Source organism: Idiomarina sp. Sol25, assembly GCF_033052775.1.
Taxonomy (GTDB): Bacteria; Pseudomonadota; Gammaproteobacteria; order Enterobacterales; family Alteromonadaceae; genus Idiomarina.
The window spans coordinates 186,719-207,348 of record NZ_JAUPEW010000003.1; the positions used below are offsets into that span (position 1 = coordinate 186,719).

General features: G+C 50.1%; 18 protein-coding genes. 15 read left to right on the top strand and 3 right to left on the bottom strand.

The window, feature by feature from the left end:
• Positions 1 to 77 precede the first annotated feature (77 nt).
• Positions 78 to 2,288 carry a primosomal protein N' gene (priA, locus tag Q5L94_RS06835; RefSeq protein WP_317497701.1) on the bottom strand — a complete coding sequence of 737 codons (2,211 nt, stop codon included), beginning with the start codon at positions 2,286 to 2,288 and terminating at the stop codon, positions 78 to 80.
• 167 nt (positions 2,289 to 2,455) lie between these two features.
• On the opposite strand from priA, the gene rpmE reads away from it, so the two are divergent.
• Positions 2,456 to 2,668 carry a 50S ribosomal protein L31 gene (rpmE, locus tag Q5L94_RS06840; protein ID WP_054490333.1) on the top strand — a complete coding sequence of 71 codons (213 nt, stop codon included), beginning with the start codon at positions 2,456 to 2,458 and terminating at the stop codon, positions 2,666 to 2,668.
• Between the two features lie 249 nt (positions 2,669 to 2,917).
• Positions 2,918 to 4,162, top strand: coding sequence for a malic enzyme-like NAD(P)-binding protein (locus Q5L94_RS06845; protein ID WP_317497702.1), 1,245 nt, complete (start codon positions 2,918 to 2,920; stop codon positions 4,160 to 4,162).
• On the opposite strand, the gene metJ is transcribed toward Q5L94_RS06845, so the two are convergent.
• A complete protein-coding gene (gene metJ / locus Q5L94_RS06850) occupies positions 4,159 to 4,482 on the bottom strand; it encodes a met regulon transcriptional regulator MetJ (RefSeq protein WP_317497703.1) in 324 nt (107 codons plus the stop codon). The genes Q5L94_RS06845 and metJ overlap by 4 nt on opposite strands.
• A gap of 174 nt (positions 4,483 to 4,656) precedes the next feature.
• Between metJ and Q5L94_RS06855 the strand changes: the two genes are divergently transcribed.
• On the top strand, positions 4,657 to 7,098 hold the full coding sequence (locus tag Q5L94_RS06855) for a bifunctional aspartate kinase/homoserine dehydrogenase II (RefSeq protein WP_317497704.1): 2,442 nt from the start codon (positions 4,657 to 4,659) through the stop codon (positions 7,096 to 7,098).
• 38 nt (positions 7,099 to 7,136) lie between these two features.
• Here the strand turns inward: Q5L94_RS06855 and Q5L94_RS06860 are convergent, their stop codons facing one another.
• Positions 7,137 to 9,599, bottom strand: a complete 2,463-nt coding sequence (locus Q5L94_RS06860; RefSeq protein WP_317497705.1) for a PBP1A family penicillin-binding protein — start codon at positions 9,597 to 9,599, stop codon at positions 7,137 to 7,139.
• Positions 9,600 to 9,777: 178 nt separating this feature from the next.
• Between Q5L94_RS06860 and Q5L94_RS06865 the strand changes: the two genes are divergently transcribed.
• The 12 genes from Q5L94_RS06865 (at position 9,778) to Q5L94_RS06920 (ending at position 20,461) form a co-directional block, all read left to right on the top strand.
• Positions 9,778 to 10,602, top strand: a complete 825-nt coding sequence (locus Q5L94_RS06865; protein ID WP_317497706.1) for a hypothetical protein — start codon at positions 9,778 to 9,780, stop codon at positions 10,600 to 10,602.
• Complete coding sequence (locus Q5L94_RS06870) at positions 10,590 to 11,126, top strand: hypothetical protein (protein WP_317497707.1); 537 nt, start codon at positions 10,590 to 10,592, stop codon at positions 11,124 to 11,126. Before Q5L94_RS06865 ends, Q5L94_RS06870 begins: the two co-directional genes overlap by 13 nt.
• The gene (locus Q5L94_RS06875; protein ID WP_317497708.1) at positions 11,119 to 11,946 is read left to right on the top strand and encodes a hypothetical protein; all 828 of its coding nucleotides are present in this window, start codon (positions 11,119 to 11,121) and stop codon (positions 11,944 to 11,946) included. The genes Q5L94_RS06870 and Q5L94_RS06875 overlap by 8 nt, the downstream gene beginning before the upstream one ends.
• Entirely contained in the window at positions 11,943 to 13,226 is a 1,284-nt protein-coding gene (locus tag Q5L94_RS06880) for a type IV pilus secretin PilQ (protein ID WP_317497709.1), read from the top strand. Before Q5L94_RS06875 ends, Q5L94_RS06880 begins: the two co-directional genes overlap by 4 nt.
• A 137-nt stretch (positions 13,227 to 13,363) precedes the next feature.
• Positions 13,364 to 13,897: a shikimate kinase AroK gene (gene aroK / locus Q5L94_RS06885; protein ID WP_317497710.1), complete on the top strand. Its 534-nt coding sequence runs from the start codon at positions 13,364 to 13,366 to the stop codon at positions 13,895 to 13,897.
• A 17-nt stretch (positions 13,898 to 13,914) separates the two neighbouring features.
• Positions 13,915 to 14,988, top strand: coding sequence for a 3-dehydroquinate synthase (gene aroB, locus Q5L94_RS06890; protein ID WP_317497711.1), 1,074 nt, complete (start codon positions 13,915 to 13,917; stop codon positions 14,986 to 14,988).
• A 45-nt stretch (positions 14,989 to 15,033) separates the two neighbouring features.
• Positions 15,034 to 16,614, top strand: coding sequence for an AAA family ATPase (locus Q5L94_RS06895; protein WP_317497712.1), 1,581 nt, complete (start codon positions 15,034 to 15,036; stop codon positions 16,612 to 16,614).
• An 81-nt stretch (positions 16,615 to 16,695) separates the two neighbouring features.
• Positions 16,696 to 17,568, top strand: coding sequence for a Dam family site-specific DNA-(adenine-N6)-methyltransferase (locus Q5L94_RS06900; protein ID WP_011235699.1), 873 nt, complete (start codon positions 16,696 to 16,698; stop codon positions 17,566 to 17,568).
• Positions 17,565 to 18,017 carry a GNAT family N-acetyltransferase gene (locus Q5L94_RS06905; RefSeq protein ID WP_317497713.1) on the top strand — a complete coding sequence of 151 codons (453 nt, stop codon included), beginning with the start codon at positions 17,565 to 17,567 and terminating at the stop codon, positions 18,015 to 18,017. The genes Q5L94_RS06900 and Q5L94_RS06905 overlap by 4 nt, the downstream gene beginning before the upstream one ends.
• Positions 18,014 to 18,805 (top strand): class I SAM-dependent methyltransferase, encoded by a 792-nt coding sequence (locus Q5L94_RS06910; RefSeq protein ID WP_317497714.1) that lies wholly within the window; start codon positions 18,014 to 18,016, stop codon positions 18,803 to 18,805. The genes Q5L94_RS06905 and Q5L94_RS06910 overlap by 4 nt, the downstream gene beginning before the upstream one ends.
• On the top strand, positions 18,789 to 19,280 hold the full coding sequence (locus tag Q5L94_RS06915; RefSeq protein ID WP_317497715.1) for a peroxiredoxin: 492 nt from the start codon (positions 18,789 to 18,791) through the stop codon (positions 19,278 to 19,280). Before Q5L94_RS06910 ends, Q5L94_RS06915 begins: the two co-directional genes overlap by 17 nt.
• Complete coding sequence (locus Q5L94_RS06920; protein WP_317497716.1) at positions 19,280 to 20,461, top strand: NAD(P)/FAD-dependent oxidoreductase; 1,182 nt, start codon at positions 19,280 to 19,282, stop codon at positions 20,459 to 20,461. The genes Q5L94_RS06915 and Q5L94_RS06920 overlap by 1 nt, the downstream gene beginning before the upstream one ends.
• The last annotated feature ends 169 nt before the right edge of the window (positions 20,462 to 20,630 follow it).

The following is a 20,630-nucleotide window of genomic DNA, read 5'->3' on the forward strand; positions in this document are numbered from 1 at the left end:
TATGAAAAATCGAAGAGGAAATTCAAAGCGCTTAGTTTAATCGCTACGCTCGATAAAAAAAACCGCTTAGTTGTTAATCAGCTGAAGTCTTGTGGATCAATATCCAGCGACCAGCGCACTTTTTTCAATAACGGCAAGGCGTTAATTTGCGGCAACAAATGTTCAATAAGCTGAAAACGCAATTTTCGCGACTGACAATGTAACAGCAATTGATAGCGGTAACGACCCGCTTTACGCTCCATTAAGGCTGGCATCGGCCCCAGTAAAAATGCACCGTCCACCTGCGGCATTAGCTGTTGAATCTGAGTCATGGCCTGTACCACTGAATCTCTGTCGGTTGCTTCGCCACGGAACAGCGCCAAATAAGAGAATGGCGGCAGCTCGCTTTGCTGGCGTTCGGCAAGCGCGGTCAGGGCAAAGTGTGAATAGCCGTTGTTGAGTAAGTCCTGAATTAAGTCGTGTTCGGGATGATGGGTTTGCAATACCACCTTTCCGGCTTTGTGCTCCCGCCCGGCGCGACCCGCCACCTGAGTATAAAGCTGGCCCAGGCGCTCTGCTGCCCTGAAATCCGCACTGTACAGCGCACCATCGACATCCAGCAGCGCCACCAGAGTGACATGCGGAAAATGATGGCCTTTGGCCAACATCTGCGTGCCTACCAACAAGGGGTACTCGTTATTTGTGGCTTTTTGCAGGTAATCATCCAGTTGGCCTTTGCGGCGGGTGGAGTCCCGGTCAATGCGTAACACGCCGCGCCCGGGAAACATCTCTTTCAGGCTGTGCTCTAACTGCTCGGTACCCACGCCGTGCGAAATTAAGTGCGTGGAACCACAGGAACCGCACTGCTTAGGTATGCGCTGCTGGCTACCGCAATGGTGACACTGCAACTGGTGATGAGCTTTATGTACGGTGTAATAAGCGTCACAACGATGGCACTGCGCCAGCCAGCCACATTCGTGACACATTAACGCCGGTGCAAAACCACGACGGTTAAGGAACAGCAGTACCTGGTTACCGCGTTCAATTTCTACCTGAATTTGTTCCTGCAATGCTTTAGAAACGCCGGCTTTAATGGGCTGCTGTTTCAGGTCAATAAGTTCGTGTTTAACCATTTGTGCGCCACCAGCTCGCTGCCCCAGCTTAAGCCAGTGAAAACGCTTACTAACCGCGTTATTCAAAGTTTCCAGCGAGGCCGTTGCACTACCCAGCACCAGCGGAATATTCAGCAACGACGCCCGTTTAATGGCAATGTCCCGGGCATGGTAACGAAAGCCGTCCTGTTGTTTGTAGGACAAGTCATGTTCTTCATCGACCACAATAAGCCCGAGTTTCTGACAGGGTGTAAACACCGCCGACCGGGTACCGATAATAATTGCCGCATGACCGTGTTTTGCATCCAGCCAGGTATTTAAACGTTCTCTGTCACTCATACCTGAGTGCAGCATGACCACCGGCGCGTCAAAGCGTTCTTTAAAGCGCTGCAAAGTCTGTGGGGTCAGGCCTATTTCCGGTACCAGCACCAACACCTGCTCTCCGCGCTCCAGCATCGGCTCCATAGCCTGCAAATACACTTCGGTTTTACCACTACCGGTAACCCCTTCCAGCAGCAGCGCACTGTGCTTTTGCTGTTGGTTAATGGTTGAAACCGCGACTGCCTGCTCGGTATTTAGCGCATGACCCTGCTCTTTTAGCACCGATGATTGTTCTTGCCAGCCCTGATTCTTAATCGGAGCCTGCTCGCGCACGTCAATCCAGCCTTTATCCTGCAAGGTACGAAGCACGGCTGAGGTTACGCCCATGTCGGTTAAATCACTACGCCTGAGCGGCTGATTCTTGAGCGCCGCCAGCACCTGCTGTTGTCTTGCAGCCCCTTTTAAATCATTAATGGATTGAGCCCGGCCTAAATCGGTCAACGCATAAAAAGTTTCGGTCAGGTATTCCGCCGCATCGCCTTTACGCAATAAAACTGGCAGGCTATTGGCAGCAACGTCACCCAACGAGTGGTGATAATAATCAGCTGACCAGCGAACCAGTTGCCAGATATCACGCGGCCACAGTCGCTGCTCATCCAATACCGAAACAACCGCTTTCAGTGCAAATTCTGGCGGTTCGTCAGTGGCTTCGGCCACCACATACCCCACTAACTGACGCTGGCCAAAAGGCACACGCACGCGGACTCCCTGCGGCAGTGGCTCGACACTTTTGCACAGATAGTCATAGGTTTGTCGAAGAGGTAGCGGCAGTGCGACTTTATAACGTCGTTCGCTGCCGGTGTTGGCTTGCTTCATGGCTCTATTCTGGAACGCTGCCGCGCAGAATACAAGGCAGCAGATTCTGCTTGATCACAGACGCAGGATCACATAAAATGCGCGGCTCTTAATTCATTGATGTTTTTTTGCGCATGGTGTTCGGCTTTGGATCGAATGGCGATGCGGCCCATAACTGAGGTAACCCCATGAAACAAGGTATTCATCCTAAGTACGAGACTTTAAAAGTCAGCTGTTCTTGCGGTCACACGTTCGAAACGCGTTCAACCCGCTCAGAAGATCTTCACCTGGACGTCTGTTCAGAGTGCCACCCGTTCTACACTGGTAAGCAGCGTGTAATGGACACTGGCGGTCGTGTTGATAAGTTTAAGAAACGTTTTGGCGCTCTGGGCAAGAAATAAGCCTGAGAAAACCTATAGAAAACGTTGCTTAACAGCAGATGTTAAGAGAAAGGCGCTAAACAGCGCCTTTTTTTGTGTCCGCTCGCCTAAACCTCCCGTTGTTAAAGAAAAGTTAACTGGTGTACTTTTAAACACTCGTTAAATTTAGTTAGCCTTATTAAGAGCATAAAGACGCAGGTAAGATTTGTTTCTTAGCCTAAAAGCGATAGACTAATTAGCATTCTGATAACCAGACTCAGGTATCACCGCATGACAGATTTTCGCCAACAAGCACTGGATTACCACGAATACCCGACTCCGGGTAAAATCTCGGTTGAACTGACCACTCCTGCTGAAACCAGCAAAGATCTAGCTCTCGCCTACAGCCCGGGCGTAGCAGAACCGGTTCGGGAAATTGCTCAGGACCCGGACGCTGCTTACCGTTATACTGCCAAGGGCAACATGGTGGCGGTTATTACCAACGGAACGGCTATTCTTGGTTTGGGAAATTTGGGACCACTGGCGTCAAAACCGGTAATGGAAGGTAAGGCTCTATTATTCAAGCGCTTTGCCGGACTGGACTCTATTGATATTGAAGTGAGTCACCGTACCACGCAAGACTTTATCAATACCGTTGCTAACATTGCCGACACTTTTGGTGGTATTAATTTAGAAGACATAAAAGCGCCCGAATGCTTTGAAATTGAACAAGCTTTAATAGAGCGTTGCAATGTTCCGGTGTTTCACGATGATCAGCATGGTACTGCTATTGTGACTGCCGCCGGTATGCTGAATGCACTGGAAATTCAGGGCAAAACGCTATCGGAATCTCGCATTGTGTGTCTTGGTGCCGGTGCTGCCGCCATCGCCTGTATGGAACTTTTAATTAAATGTGGCGCGCAACGTGAGCACATTTATATGCTCGACTCAAAAGGCGTTATTCACACCCGTCGTGACGATTTAAACGAATACAAAGAGCTGTTTGCCAACAATACCGATAAACGCACGCTAAGAGATGTTATCGAAGGTGCCGATATCTTCGTGGGTGTTTCAGGGCCAAACTTACTCAGCGCAGAAGAGTTGAAACTTATGGCGCCAAACCCCGTTCTATTTGCCTGCTCTAACCCCGACCCGGAGATTAAACCAGAAACCGCTATGGCGGCACGTGATGACCTGATTATGGGAACCGGGCGCTCGGACTACCCGAACCAGGTGAACAACGTTTTATGCTTCCCGTTTATGTTTCGCGGCGCGTTAGATGTGCGAGCTACAGCGATTAATGACGAAATGAAGGTTGCCTCAGTAGAGGCCATTCGCCAGCTGGCGAAAGAGCCAGTGCCGGAATCAGTATTAAAAGCAGCCGGCGTCAAAGAATTAACCTTCGGTCGTGATTATATTATTCCTAAGCCAATTGACCCGCGCTTGTGCTCACGGGTCTCGCGTGCCGTTGCGGAAGCTGCGGTGAAGTCCGGCGCAGCTAAAATCGATTTACCGAAAAATTATATGCAGGATTAATCGTCGAGCTCTTCGTCGGTCGGAATAGGTAATCCCCGGGCTTCCAGCTCTTCGCGCACGGCCTTGGGGATTTTATTCGGATTGGACTTTTGTAAGTCTTTATCTTCCGGCAGTGGCTGACCGGTAAAAGCATGTAAAAACGCCTCGCAAAGCAGTTCGCTGTTGGTAGCATGGCGAAGATTATTAACTTGGCGACGGGTTCGTTCATCGGTCAGTACCTTTAATACACGCGTGGGTATTGAGACCGTAACTTTTTTCACCTGCTGACTCTTACGACCGTGTTCAGCATAAGGGTAAATATATTCGCCGTTCCATTTCATTGTTACTATCCCACTATATAACAAAACCACATAAGTTATAATGAATTGTACCCGAATGAGCGACCCCGTCAAATTTTATCCGTCTAGATGGCTAAAAGTTACTGACATTTGCCTGACAATATTTTAGCCTTAGTAGCAGTTACCTAATTTAAGCGAGTAGTTAAGGAAGGCGGAATGACAACAACTCAGCTCACAGAAGAGCAAAAGCAAGCCGTTGCCGACAGCGTTCAGGTGCATAAGTTTGGTGGCAGCAGTCTTGCCGATGCGTTCTGCTATCGCCGCGTTGCCCGTATTGTAACCGAGTACGCCGGTGCCAGCGACCTAGTCGTCGTTTCCGCAGCCGGAGACACAACCAACCGCATTCTTGCCATTATTAATGCCAAAGCACAGCCGGGCGACACCGCCAGCATTCTGCTCGATCAATTAGAGAGTTTTCAGCAAGGGCTGATCACCGAATTATTAAGCGGTAACTTACAGCAGCAACTGCTGCAACAATCTCAGCAAGACTTCATCCGCTGGCGTCAATGGTTAGAGGGCGACGAAATCATTAACCATAATGCCGAGTTACTGTCCTACGGTGAGCTTTGGTCCGCCCGCTTGTTATCAGCTTTACTGCAAAAACAGGGCACCCGCGCCGACCACATTGATGCCCGGGACTTTTTACTCGCCGCAGATGCCCCTGAGCCCGTTATTCAGGTAGAACACTCTCGTGAAAAGCTATTACAAAGAGTAGCTCCTCACTCGGGCACCCGCTTTATTGTTACTGGCTTTATCGCCCGCGGTTTAAACGGCGAGAGCTTAACTCTGGGGCGTAACGGCAGTGACTATTCAGCGACCTTAGTCGGCAGTCTGCTGGATACACGCCAGGTTACTATCTGGAAAGACGTGGCCGGCGTTTATTCGGCAGACCCGCGTAAAGTTGAGCGCGTAGTCAGCTTACCGACATTAGACTGGACCGAAGCCGAAGAACTAGCGCGTCTTGGCAGCCCGGTTTTGCATCCAAGAACCTTTCAGCCGGTCGACCGCCAGCGCATGGTCATTTCCGTTCGCTCCAGTTTGAAAGTAGAAAATCAGCAAACGCGTATTGGTCAGTTCCAGAATACCCAGCCTCGCGGAAAAGTCTTCACTTCACTGTCTGAGGTGGTGCTCTTTAAGGTTGAGCTGCACGATAAAGCCTTAGTAAAACGTCTGGACGAACTGGAGTTAGAGCCGCTGGTCAGCTGGACCGAGCCGGAGAATCATCAGCAATATCTGGTGTTTCATCAAAACCACTTAGACTACCTGACCGGCTGGTTAGACAGTCTGGGGGCCGGTGACGCCATAACTCAAATTCGCGGATACTCTATGCTGGCCATTGTCGGTAACCGCATTCAGGAAACCGACCAGTTCTCGACCTTTAAACTGCAACTTTCCGAACAAAAAGTACGACGCTTTGCTCTGACGCAGAGCGGTGACTCTGCTGTTGCTATTCTGGAGCAAAAGCTTGATAACCGTTTACTCAATCGTCTGCACAGCCAATTATTTAACTACCGTCGCAGCCTGGGCGTGCTGGTTATTGGTCGCGGCAACATTGGGACAGCCTGGCTGGAACTGTTCCGCCAGCAGCGTGACCGTATTAATCAAGTGATGGACGTTCGGGTTATGGGCATCGCTAACTCCCGGCGTTTATGGCTGGATTACAATGGCGTAGAGCTCACTCAGTGGGCCGAAGACTTCGACCGCCTGGCACGACCCTATGTACTCACGGAACTGCTGCGCGAGCTCCCCAATGCGCCATACGACGAACTGGTGGTGATTGATTTAACCGACGCCCAACAAGTCGCGCAGCTGTATCCCAGCTTGTTCGCAAACGGCCTGCATATTATCAGCGCCAATAAGCGCGCGGGCTCTGCCGACGAGGCGCTGTACCGGGAAATTCGTACCATTCAGCACGAGTACAAGCGCGAATGGCTGTACAACACCACGGTGGGTGCCGGATTACCGCTGAATTATGCCATAAACGACTTGCGTAATTCCGGCGACGAAATTCGCAGCATCTCCGGCATTTTCTCAGGCACCATGTCCTGGCTGTTTGAGAATTTCACCAAAGGAGTCACGTTCAGTTCACTGGTAAAAGAAGCCAAAGAGCGGGGTTACAGCGAGCCTGACCCCCGTGAAGATTTGTCCTGTCAGGACTTGGTGCGTAAGTTACTGATTCTGGCACGCGAAATTGGCTTAAAACTGGACTGGCAGGACATTGAAGTAAAAAGTCTGGTGCCGGAACATTTACGTGACTTGCCACTTAGCGAGTTTATGCAGCGCTTATCGGAACTTGATGAGCCTATGACAGCCATGCTGGACGAAGCGGCTAAAGACGGCAAAGTACCGCGACTGCTGGCCAGCTTTACCGTCAGTGACGAACAAAGAGTTACTGCTCAGGTTGGTATTGAGTACATTCCGGAAGGAGACATGCTGGCTAACTTAATACCCGGTGAAAACATCTTTGTTATCTACACCGACTGGTATTCAGAAATGCCATTAGTTATTAGCGGGCCTGGCGCGGGTAAACACGTTACCGCCGGTGGCGTGCAGTCGGACCTAAATCAGTTACTGAGTAAACTGGCAGTGGGAGCTTAACGCTCCCACTAATTTGTTATTACACAGATTTTATCTGGCTAGAATAAGTCGTCATCATCTTCTTGAAAGATATCGCCATTAGACTGACCGTTATCACGACTGTACTCCGTTGGTTCTGTACCACGTATAAAGTATTCAAACCGCGTGGTGTAGTCACTTTTGTGTGATAACTTTCCACTTTCTAAGTCAATACGGACATTCACCACTCCCGGCGGAATGCCAAAGTCACTCGACGGAAACAATGGCAGTGCTTTTTCCATAAACAAGATCCAGCCCGGCAACGCGGTTTTCGCACCCGCTTCACCGCCGGTGATTGCCTGCTGACTGGAATCAACTTCAGGGTGCTTCGACGTGCGTCCCAGTTTACGGGAAACGTCATCAAACCCCACCCACACAGTTGTCGCAAGGTTTGATGTAAAACCTGAGAACCAAGTATCACGGACATCGTTAGTGGTACCGGTTTTACCGGCAATGTTGCGACCAACAGCTTCATTAATGGGTTTAGAACGCTGAATACGCCAGGACGTACCGTTCCAGCCTGTGCCATTCGCCCAGCTGCCACCGCCCCATACTGCTGAGTTCATTGCCTGCTCAACCAAAAACGCATTTTGCTCGCTAATGATCTGCGGAGCTGGCTTGTCACAGTCAAAACAGGCGCGCAGCGGGTCGGTTTCCTCAATCACGTTGCCGTCGGCGCCTTCAATGCGTTTGATAAAGTAGGGTTCTACCAGAAAACCGCCGTTAGAAAACGCCGCATAAGCACGAGCTACTTGCATGGGGGTCATTGACAAAGAACCCAGAGAAAGCGATTCGTTTTCAGGGATTTTTGAGCGATCGAGACCAAACTTAGCCAAATGATCCGCCACTTTTTTAACCCCCAATTCGCGAATTAAACGCACCGAAACTACGTTCTTGGACTTAGCCAGAGCTTTACGCAAACGGATAGGGCCTTCATAGACTTCCGGCGAGTTTTTCGGTCGCCAGGCTACGCCAGAGCCAGGGTTCCACTGATTAATGGGTGCATCGTTCACCAGCGTAGCCAGGGTTAAACCTTCTTCAAACGCGGCTGAGTAAATCAAAGGTTTAATATTAGAACCTACCTGACGCTCTGCCTGCAACGCACGGTTGTATTGGCTCAGCTGGAAACTGTAACCACCCACAACAGCGGCAACAGCGCCATCGTCCGGGCGCAAAGATACCACTGCAGAACTTGGCTCAGGAATTTGCGCCAGTCGCCATTCGCTGTCGTCATTCACCCGGCGCAGCCAAATAACATGACCCGGTTGCATAATTTCATCTGCGGTTTCCGGTGGCGGTCCCTGGCGTTCCTCGTTCAGATACTCTCGAGCCCAGTGCATCGCTTTCCATGGCAGGGTTAACTTGCCCTCACCCTTAACTAATACCTCAGCCGACTGCTCTCCGACTGCGGTCACAACCGCCGGCGTTACTGCACCAATAACACGCAACTGCTCCAGATACTGTCGTATAGCAGGTTCTTTAACAGGCTCTTCGTTTTTCTCTGCAGACCACAATATGCTGACGGGACCGCGGTAGCCGTGTCGCTCATCATAACTGTGCAGGTTATCCCAGATAGACTGACGTGCAGCCAGCTGTACGTCACTTCTTATGGTTGTGTAAACTTTGTAGCCTTCGTTATAGGCTTTGTCTTCACCATAACGATCCACCATTTCCTGACGCACCATTTCCGCCAGATAAGGCGCATTAACTGTCACTTCGGCACCGTGTCGACGGGCTGTAACGGGTGCATTAGCAGCTTCTTCAAACTCTGCGCGCGTAATTTTCTTTTCATCGAGCATGCGCAATAGCACAACGCGGCGACGCGCTTTAGAGGCGATGGGGTTTGAGATGGGGTTCAGGTTAGATGGCGCTTTAGGCAAACCGGCAATAGTTGCCATTTGCGCCAGCGTCAGTTCGCTTAGCGGCTTACCGTAATACACTTGGGCGGCAGCACCAACACCATGGGCACGGTGGCCAAAGGTAATTTTATTCAGATAAAGCTCAAGAATTTCATCTTTACTCAGCAGCTGTTCAATGTGAACCGCAATAAAAGATTCTTTCACCTTGCGCATCCAGGCCCGATCAAAGCTCAGGAAAAAGTTTCGCGCCAGCTGCATGGTAATGGTACTGGCACCTTCCTGAATTTCACCGGTGGTGAGCAATACGCTAAAGGCACGGGCAACACCAATTGGGTCAACACCGAAATGTTGATAAAAGCGACTGTCTTCGGTTGCCAGAAAAGCATCAATAAGAGGTTGGGGGACGTCTTCTAAGTCCACCGGAATGCGACGTTTTTCACCAAACTGCGAAATCAACTCACCGTCTGCGGTAAACACCTGCATAGGTGTTTGCAAACGCACGTCCCGTAGGGTTTCCACACTGGGTAGCTCGGGCTTAACATATAAGTAAAGGCTACCAACCGTTACCCCGCCAAGAAGAATACACACCAGCAAGGTGTAGATTAGCCGCTTAAACCACTTCAATTATCTGCTCCATGACTTCATTTTATTACGCAAGAACTTAAACCAAAAATTACACCTGAGTGTTGAAACCGAAATTGCCGACATAAATTAGCTCATAAGTCTTACTGACTATTATGGAGGATTTTTGTTCACAACACTACGCTTGCATCTGGCTTTTCTACAATAAGGATATTGTCTAATGTCATTACTTCGGCAACAACCACTTGCTGTGCAAATTAATCGTGAAAACTGTCTGGTTTTACAATTGTCCCGCAGGGGGCGGCATTTTGTTGTCGAACATTTTTCGCAGCAGCACCAGAGCAGTTTAACCGACAAGGGCTTAAAACCAGACAGCATTGTCTCGGCACTGGACTACAGCGCAACCCACTATCAGAAAATTTCGTTAGACAATAACCAGCAAGTTGAAGAGCAATTACTAGAGAAATTACCACCACAATTAAAACGCAATACCGGCATAAGCTACGACTACTGCACTCATAGCCACGGGCAAGAAGCAGAAGCGATTATTGGCCAGCGCTCGGCACTGGAGAATTTATTGGCATTACTGGCACCACTGAAAATGCCGGTGCAGGTGATTGAACCCGTATATCAGTCAGTAGTACGGGCAGCTAATGCGGTATTGCCTTACCTTTGGCCTGACAATACCAAGTTCGAGACCAACATGAAGTGGGTAGTCGTTGATCTCCGTCAGCAACAATCCACTTTGCTTTATTGTAAAAACGGCGTCTTTCAGCGGCTGGACTCTGTCGACACCAACAATTTAGTGAGCTTTTTGCTTAAGGCTCAGCTTTCTCATCAATTCAGCTGGGTAATGAGTTTTGGCGATAAAGCCATTCAGTCGCAACTTGAACGACAACTTTCTAATCAGCAACAACTGAAGCATCTGGCGCTTTCTACGGCTCCCTTTTTCCAGAACAACGTCGCCCCCATTATTTCAGCCCTGGACAACGAGCTAGTACTACTGGGTTTAGCTTTGCGGGGGTTCAGTCAATGGCATCGCTAAACCTGTTGCAGTGGCGGGAACAAAGCGTATGGCTGCGCTACCGCGCACTGCATTGTCTGGGTATTCTCCTGCTGCTTATTATCAGCATTTTATCTGTACAGTGGATCATTTCTTATGAGAGCTACCTGAGCAACTTAAATCACCAGCTGGCGGAGCAAAAGCTGGTACTGGAAAAGCAGAACGCTCAACGAAAACGCTGGCAGCTTTACCAAAAACAGCAACAGTTGCAAAAGGCCTTTATCCACCGAAAGCATACTAGCCACGAGATGCTCAACGCATTTTACGCTCTGCTTGAGCGAACACGGCACCAATTCCAGCAGCGCGAGCTTTCCTTAAGCCAATCACAAATGAAGCTCACCGCCATCTACCGGCAGATACAGCAGGTTAATGAACAGTATCTATGGCTGGAAAAGCAGTTAGTAAAACCCGGACTAAGACAGCAACTACTGCCTCAGCAAGGTGTGGTGTTCTCCTACACAAGTCCTCAGAAAAACGTGGACAGCGGAGCTGAACAGAATGGCTGAATCATTTAAAAAACCCCTATGGTTATGGGGCAGCGCTGTTCTGCTTTTCACGGTAGCGGCTATTAGTGTCAGCTACTTTCTTACCGGCTATCAGGCAAGCCAGCTGAATGAGCAGCTTAGGACGCAACAGAAACAACTACAGCAGTCCGTTCCTGAGGTTCCCCAACAAACCGAGCCAGTTTTGAAGGAGCATCCAGAGACGGATGTCTCCACTTTATTAACGCAGGCGGCAAGGCAAAACAATGTCGATCTTTATTATCAACAAAGCCCGGAAAACGCTGAGCAGTGGCTGGTTGGTGCTAACGGAACTTACCAGAACGCTTTGCGGTTGGTCGCTTCTATCATGCAGGCGCAGCAGGAAATGCGACAGCCGTTCCCGTTTACGCAAACATTAAAGTGGCGTGACACCGGGGAAAACAGCGGCAAATTAAGCTGGCAATTTCTCTGGTTATCGGCTGGCAGCCCAGCGCCCTCAGAACCTAGCGCCCATTCGTTGTTTAAATCAGACTTCCCGGACGTTATCGCAGAGCCTATCGAGTGTTTGGGCAAACCTGAAATGCAAAGTGATATTCACATTAGCGACTGGTCGCTGGTGCAGTTAATTGCTACTCAAACCTCTCCGGTTAAAAAAGCTCTGCTGAAAATACCGAATCAACCACCGCTGACACTCACGGAGAGTAGCTGGATAGCTGACCCACTCATACAGCTGCAAGACGTTAACGGCGAATACGCCGAATTTAAGCATTGGCAAAAGCAAGCGGGATGCTGGTCAGCAAAGCCGCTGAAACTCCATTTAACTAAGGACAGTTCCTCACAATGATACCAACACGACTCTCTTTTTATGTCTTTTTACTGCTGGCTACTCTGAGTTTGCAGTTTGTGTCGCCTGTCTATGCAACTGAGAAGAACTGGCAAAGCCTGCTTAGCGAACAGCAGCGCTTACAACCAGTGTCACTCAACACTCGCAAAATGCCACTGCGGGAACTCATACAATTATTAGCGGATCAGCATCAGCTGAACATATTGATGACGGACAACGTGATAGGTGAGTCCAGCCTGAAACTCAATGGTGTCGCGTGGCAGGACGCGTTTGCAACGTTAATTGAGAGCCATGATCTCGCTATTCGTTTGCAGGGCTCTATGCTGCGCATTGATGTTGCGGGTGAACACCCCACAGATAGCAGCGAGTATCGTTCTATTTTACTCAGCGTTAACTTTGCAAAAGCCAGCGACTTAGCCAAGCTGTTAAAGAACGAGGAGCAGAGCTTTCTCTCACCAAACGGTGCGGTAAGCGTCGACGAACGTACCAACACCCTCATAGTAAGGGACACACCAGAACAGCTGAACTCCATACGTCAGTTAGTTAATGACCTGGACGTGCCGGTTAAGCAGGTGCTGATTGAAGCCCGCATGGTCACCGTAAAAGCGAATGTCAGTAAAGAGCTAGGCATTCGCTGGGGCGTTTCGGAATACGGTCTGGCGATACCCGAGGACGCAGGCAGTTTTGTTAAAGGCATGCAGGTAGACCTGCCTACCGCCGCACCCGCCGGTACTTTTTCTGCCAATTTGGCGCGGCTGAGTGACGATATTCTGCTGGATCTCGAACTCACTGCGCTGGAGCAGGAGAACAAAGCAGAAATTATTACCAGCCCAAAAATTTTCACGTCGAACCAACAGCCCGCTTACATAGAGCAAGGCACCGAAATACCTTATGTTGAAACCGCCGCACATGGTGCTACCGCCGTGCAGTTTAAAAAAGCGGTTATGGGCTTAAGCGTTACGCCGCAAATTACCCCCAATAACCATGTTTTAATGGAATTGACCATTACTCAGAACACGCGCGGCGATACCGTTGCCACCCCAACCGGCCCCGCTGTTGCTATCGACACTCAGGAAATGTCGACTCGGGTGCTGGCAAAAAATGGAGAAACTATCGTTCTGGGCGGAATCTTTCAGGAACATAACTTGAATGATGACAGTCGCGTCCCCATCTTAGGGACGCTGCCATTAATCGGGAAATTGTTCTCTCATCAGCAGCAACGCGATGAAAAGCGGGAACTTATGATTTTTGTAACACCAACGATATTGCCACAAAGTTAGTCCAAAAGCCGATTACTATTGCTAAAGTGGGCTCAAGTTGCGATAATCGCGCTTCTTTTCGTTGGGTTGGGGGACGTCTCCAGACACTCCGGATTCGTGAGTTACAGCTAATTTTAACCAATGATGTAAGCAGGAATATGGCTGAGAAACGTAATATTTTTCTTGTTGGGCCCATGGGGGCTGGCAAAAGTACGATTGGCCGTCAAATCGCCAGACAATTACATTTAGAGTTCTACGACTCAGATTCTGAAATTGAGCGCCGTACCGGTGCCGAAATCAGTTGGGTGTTCGAGCTCGAAGGTGAAGAAGGCTTTCGTGCACGCGAAGAAAAAGTGATCGAAGAGCTTACCGAAAATATGGGCATCGTCTTAGCGACAGGTGGCGGCTCGGTCATGAGCAAAGAAAGCCGTAATCGGTTATCGGCTCGGGGTGTGGTAGTGTATTTAAAAACCCCTATCGAGAAGCAGTTGGCTCGTACTCAGCGTGATAAGCGCCGGCCTCTAATTGCCGAAGCTGAAGACCCACGCAAAGTGCTTGAAGAGCTGGCACAAGAGCGCGATCCTTTGTACGAAGAAATTGCCGATATCACGGTGCAAACCGATGAGCAAAGTGCAAAATTCGTCGTCAACGACATTATCGATCAACTCGAATCTATTACCGGTCTCGGGTAAGATTAGGAGCTGCGTTCATGGCTGAGGTTAACGTCTCTTTAGGTGAACGCAGCTACACTATCTACATTGGTAACGCCCTGTTACCCAACTATGTAGAGCGCCTTCCGCACAATCTTAATCAACAGCTGCTGGTCATCACCAACCCGACCATTAGTCAGTACTACCTTAAGCCGTTATTAAAAAGCCTTGCCGGTCACCAGGTGAAAGTGTTTGAAATGCGCGACGGCGAGCAGTTCAAAAGCCTGGACAGCTACGCCGAGGCCATGGATATTCTGATAGACGCAGGCTTTAACCGCGACTGTGGCATCATCGCCTTAGGCGGCGGTGTGGTAGGTGATTTAGCCGGCTTTGTGGCGTCAACGTTTCAACGCGGTGTCGATTTTTACCAAATTCCGACCACGTTATTGTCGCAAGTTGACTCTTCCGTGGGTGGGAAAACGGCGGTTAATCACCCTCAGGGCAAAAACCTGATTGGCGCTTTTTATCAGCCTAAGTCTGTGGTTATCGACATTGACTGCCTGCAAACCCTTACCGAACGTGACTACCGTAGCGGTTTAGCCGAAATCGTAAAATACGGCGTTATCTACGACGCCGACTTTTTCCAATGGCTGGAACAACATACCGAAGAATTAAATCAACAAGACCCGGCCGCACTGACCTACGCTATTCAACGCAGTTGCGAAATTAAAGCCGACGTTGTGGCGATAGACGAGCGCGAGAAAGGCCTGCGGGCATTGCTGAATTTAGGCCACACCTTTGGCCACGCCATTGAAGCCGCCACCGAATACGGCGCCTGGACACACGGCGAGGCTGTAGCTTCTGGCATTATAATTGCATCTAAGCTGTCAGAAGTGACACAGCGGCTCAATTCGTCAGATTTTCGACGCATTAAAGATTTACTGCTGGCACTTAGCTTGCCAACAAAGGGGCCACAAATGCCCTGGCAGGACTGGTTAGATTACATGCAGCGCGATAAGAAAGTAAAAGACGGTCAGCTGCATTTTGTTCTTCCGGTTGCTATTGGTCAGGCTGAAGTCGTCAGTACTGTAGAACACAATACCGTTGCTGCTGTGATCACTGAATGTTGCTAACGCCAACGCGTTATCTCTATTCGGCTGACAGACAGGAACAGACAGATGCAAGCACTTGCAAGCCCACAACATATTGTTGCCGCGCCGGTAAAAACCAAGCCGAGCCAACAGCAGGTTATTGACCAGCTGCACGAGCAGTGCCAGCAGAGCGTGTCGCTTATTATGCTGCACGGTAAAGAAGGCAGCGGCAAAACCACCATTGCTGAAGTCTTTCTTGAACAAGCGTCAGAATACGCTGAAGTCGCTTTTATCAGCGCCAACGAGCGTTCCACCAATGACCGGCTCCGCGCCCAAATTCTGAACCAACTGTTCGGTACTATCAGCATTAACGACGAGTCGTTAAGTCGCCAAATTCAACGCCAGCGCCCGCTAAAGCACGCCATTGTTGTTATTGATAACGGTGAACAGCTGTCCGAAAGCTTTATGGCCGAATGCATTTCTACCGTTACCCAACTGAGTGCCATTGGTCAGCGCACCAGCATTATTATTACCGGCGACAGTCGCTGGGCTCAGCAGCAGCGTCCGGCACCACACCTGCGTGTGCAGGGACCAACTATGATAGAAGTTCAGCCGCTTAGCCATGACGAGCAAATTCGCTTTGTGCAGGCTTTATTGCCAGAAAAACAACGCAGCTTCTGGAATCTGGAACGCATTCAGCAATTTTTAAATTCCATTCATGGGTTTCCCGGTGAAATTCAGCAACGTCTGCAATTTACTCTGACCACTCAAGCTGCCCGTTATCGGGACACTCACACAGATGAGAATGCGGACGATAAAGACGCTAGCGAACAAAGCACAGCGAAACATAGCCCGGAACAAAACAACCGTCGGAAAATGCGCCTTTGGCCCATTATTTTAGTTACAGTAGTTATTAGTCTGGCTTTTGCCGGCTTTTTGAATAAAGAACAGTTAACCGCCTATTGGCAGCAAGTGAATCCTGAATCAGCGGCACCGGCAGAAACGACCGCAGGAGACGCTGCAAACAACACGACAGAGCGCGCAGCTGAAACAACAGCAGAAGCAACAGAGCAAGCCACCAGCCTGCCAAGTTTTGAGCCTTTAACCGAGCGCTCTTTAGAACTGGTTCCTGCAGAATTAGCGGCGTCTTACCGCAATGCGTTAGGTACATTAAACACCGTCGCGGCCTCTGAAATTACAGAGGGCGAAATTTCGCTGGGCTTTATTAAAAAACAACAGCCACAGGAAGCCGAGCCCGTTGGTTCATCTGACCAACCGTCCGCAGCTGAGTCGGGCATTGATACCGTTGTAGCCGAGCCGGAACCGGAAATTCAAGCAGAACAACCTAAGCCGCAACCGCAGCAGCCCCAACGTGCGCTACCGTTCCAGACCCAATGGGCGCTGGATCAGAGCTCCGGTAACTATACGCTGCAAATCAGCATTATCAGCGACCCGCAGCTACTGCGCGATTTCCGTAACGACTACGACATAGCCGGAAATACCCAGGTTTACCAGCGTGCCGACCAACGTTATGTGGTTATCTTTGGCAGCTACCCCAGCATTGAGCAAGCACGTGCAGCCGCCACGCAGTTGCCAGCTGAAGTGCAGCAAATGGAACCCTGGGCTAAGTCGTTTGCCAGTGTACAAAGCGACATTAATAGCCAGTAGCGGGACGAATCACGCAGTCAGCAATTTTCATCCCCCGGCCTTTGGGTTACAATCCGCAAAGGATAAACCAACGGCCGGCGCATGAAGAAGAATCGGGCATTTTTAAAATGGGCAGGCGGTAAGTACTCACTTATCGAGCCGATAACAGCACGCTTGCCGCAAGGTAAAAAGCTCATCGAGCCTTTTGTGGGCGCCGGTTCAGTCTTTCTGAATACCGACTACGACAGCTACCTGCTTAACGACATTAATCAGGACCTCATTACCCTGTATCAGTTTGTGAAGCGCCGTCCGAAAACTTTTATTCAGGACGCCCGCAAACTCTTCGTTGATCGTAACAACCAGGCCGACGCTTATTACGCCCTGCGCGCCGCCTTTAATGCCAGCAGCGACCCTTACTTTCGCTCTTTGCTTTTTTTGTATATGAACCGGCACGGTTACAACGGTTTGTGTCGCTATAACAGCAAAGGCATTTTTAACGTGCCCTTTGGTGACTACCGCAAACCGTATTTCCCGGAAAAAGAACTTGAACACTTTGCCGAGAAGGCGCGCAAAGCTAAGTTTATTTGCCGCCCGTTTGAGCAGGTGTTTCGACGTGCGCGACAAGGCGATGTAATTTACTGCGACCCACCCTATGCACCGCTGGACCAGACCTCTAACTTTACCAGCTACGCCACCGGTGGCTTTGGCCTGACTGACCAGGACGAATTAGCTCGCCGCGCGGTGCAGGTTGCGAAAAAACGCCATATTCCGGTACTGATAAGCAACCACGACACCGACCTCACCCGCGCCTTGTACAAGCATGCCGATATCAGCAGCTTGTCGGTTTCGCGCAGCATCAGTCAAAAAGGCGACGGTCGCAAACCCGTAGCCGAGCTGCTCGCCTTATATGATAGCGAAGTCAATAAAAGTAACGTGGTTTCTCTTAGCAACTCATTGAAGAAAGTAGGCACATGAACTGGCATTTAAAAGCATTTAACGACCTTTCACTGCACGATCTCTACGACTTACTGAAACTTCGGCAGGAAGTTTTTGTGGTGGAGCAAGCCTGTCCTTACCTGGACGCTGACGGCGCCGATGAGCAGGCCTTACATTTGTACGCCCGCAATGAGGCTGACGAGATGATCGCCTACGCCCGGCTATACCTGGCCACCGCGGACACCGGCTATTCACGTATTGGCCGAGTGATAACGCACGAAAAAGTGCGAGGTCAGAAGCTGGGTGTTGAAGTTATGCAGCGCAGCATCGACTATCTTGAAGAGTATGCCCCCAAAGCCCCAATTCGGGTAGGCGCACAGGTTTATCTGCTGAAGTTCTACCAAAGCTTTGGCTTTGACGCCATCAGCGAAGAGTATCTGGAAGACGATATTCCACACATTGATATGCAACGCAAGGCTGCGCAGTGACAACTACGGCTCGGGTTCCCATTCTTGCAGACAGCGATGCTGAAACCGTTGAGGTAAAAGCCATTGCGGAGCGCTGGGGACTGCCGTTTGAAACCACGGATAATGACGTTTTTCAGCTTTGGCTGATCGACGGGGTACTGGCACTACACTGGCTGCAAAGCCCACAGAAAATGTCGCCTTTAATCGTCGATTTTCATCAGGGTAAAGCCGCCTACCGCGCTCAGAACACACAGTTAAAAAACGAAGCTATTGCTAAAGCAGTTGGTGTCACCGGGCAGTTTAAACCATCGGTTGTCGACGGCACCGCCGGCCTGGGGCGGGACGCTTTTGTTCTGGCAGGCTTAGGTTGTAATGTGCAGCTTATTGAACGGCATCCGGTTGTCGCAGCGCTGCTCGATAACGGCCTGCACAGAGCCCAACAAGAAGCCGACTTCATTGGTGAAACCTGCCAGCGAATGCATTTAATCGGTACTGACAATTTATATACGGGTAAAGGCTTCACCCATGAGCCTGACGTGGTTTATTTAGACCCCATGTACCCAAAAACCGGCAAGCAAAAGGCCCAGGTAAAAAAAGACATGCAAATGTTCCAGCAGTTGGTGGGCAGTGACGAAGACTCTGATACTTTGCTGGAACCCGCCCTCGCCCTGGCCAAGTTCCGGGTGGTGGTTAAGCGCTCGAACAGCGCACCTTTCCTGGCCGGGCGTGAACCAAACAGTCAAATTAAGAGTAAAAAGCATCGCTTTGATGTTTACATAAAACGAGGTTTTCATGAGTCAGCAAATTAAAGAAGGCGATAAAATTCCATCAGGTTCACTGACCAGCAAAGGTGATCTTGGCATTCAGAACTATGACCCGGCAGAGATATTTGCCAAAGGCAAACACGTACTGTTTTCAGTCCCTGGCGCCTTTACTCCGACCTGTTCGGAGAAACATCTGCCCGGCTACGTAGAACACGCCGAAGCATTAAAAGAAGCAGGCGTTCTGAGCATTAATTGTGTGGCTGTAAACGACGCCTTTGTTATGAAGGCCTGGGGCGAGTCGCTAGGGATCGGAGAAAAGGTTCGGTTATTGTCCGACGGCAATGGCGCGTACAACCAGATAATGGGCCTTAGCATGGACACCGGCAACTTCGGTGGTATACGTTCTAAGCGCTACGCGATGATCATCACCGACGGCAAAGTCAAAGGCGTGTTTGTAGAAGAGGACAAGTCCTTTGAAGTAAGCAAAGCCGAGTACATACTGAAGCAGTTGCAAAAATAATGTCGAAGTGGGATGTGATTATTATTGGTGCCGGCGCGGCGGGGCTGCATTGCGCCGCCCATGCCGCACAGAGCGGTAAGTCGGTGCTGGTATTGGATCACGCCAAGCAGGCAGGTAAGAAAATTCTGATTTCCGGTGGCGGTCGCTGCAATTTCACCAATATCTACACCGGCCCCGAGAATTTTCTGTCTTCCAACCCGCATTTTTGCAAGTCGGCACTCAGCCGCTATACCCAATGGGACTTTATTGGCCTGGTGGCTGAATACGGCATTGCCTACCACGAAAAAACCTTAGGCCAGTTGTTTTGCGACGACTCCGCCAAAGACATTGTGCGCATGCTGATGAGCGAATGCGACCGACACGGCGCCAAAGTTCAGTTACGCACCGAGATTGTGTCGGTAGACTACGACGACAACTACCGCATTGAAACCAACCGCGGCGACTATAGCTGCGACAAACTGGTTATTGCCTGTGGTGGGTTATCTATGCCCAAATTGGGCGCCACCCCGTTGGGGTATCAAATTGCCGAACAGTTTGGGCATTCCATTGTGCCGGTACGCGCCGGTTTAGTGCCTTTTACTCTGCAGGACGACGAAAAGGCCCGCTTTGCCGAGCTTTCAGGTGTGGCCGTACCCGTAAGCGCAGAAGCCCACGACGGCTATTTCCGCGAAGCCATGCTGTTTACCCACCGTGGCGTCAGCGGACCGGCCATTTTGCAAGTGTCTTCCTACTGGCAACCCGGCGAAGCCGTTACTATTAACCTGCTACCCGACTTAGACGCCTTTGAGTGGCTGAAAACACAACAGCAGCAACAACCCAAAACCCAGCTTAATACCGTATTACAGCAACACTTCCCCAAACGAGTGGTGACCGCATTAGCAGAGCACCACCAATGGCCGCTGAACAACAAACTGGCCGACACCTCGAACGCACAGTTTCAGGTTATAGCCGACAACCTTAACCGCTGGCAGCTAAAACCCAACGGCACAGAAGGCTACCGCACCGCCGAAGTCACCTTAGGTGGCGTAAACGTCGACGAAGTCAGCTCCAAAACCATGGAAAGCCAGAAACAACCCGGCCTGTACTTTATTGGCGAAGTGCTGGACGTAACCGGCTGGTTGGGAGGCTTTAATTTCCAGTGGGCCTGGAGTAGTGGTTATGCTTGTGGGTCGGAGTTGTAGGTGGTCCTTAATATTCAGATAGAAAACCCGAACTGTGTTACACTCTCAACATAGCTTTTTTAGGTTCACAAGCTCCAGTTTTCTCGCATTTACAATCAAAACCTATTCTCCACATCAAAGTACCTGCACATTTCATTCTCGCTTGCAGTAAGAATTGCCAACCACTGTT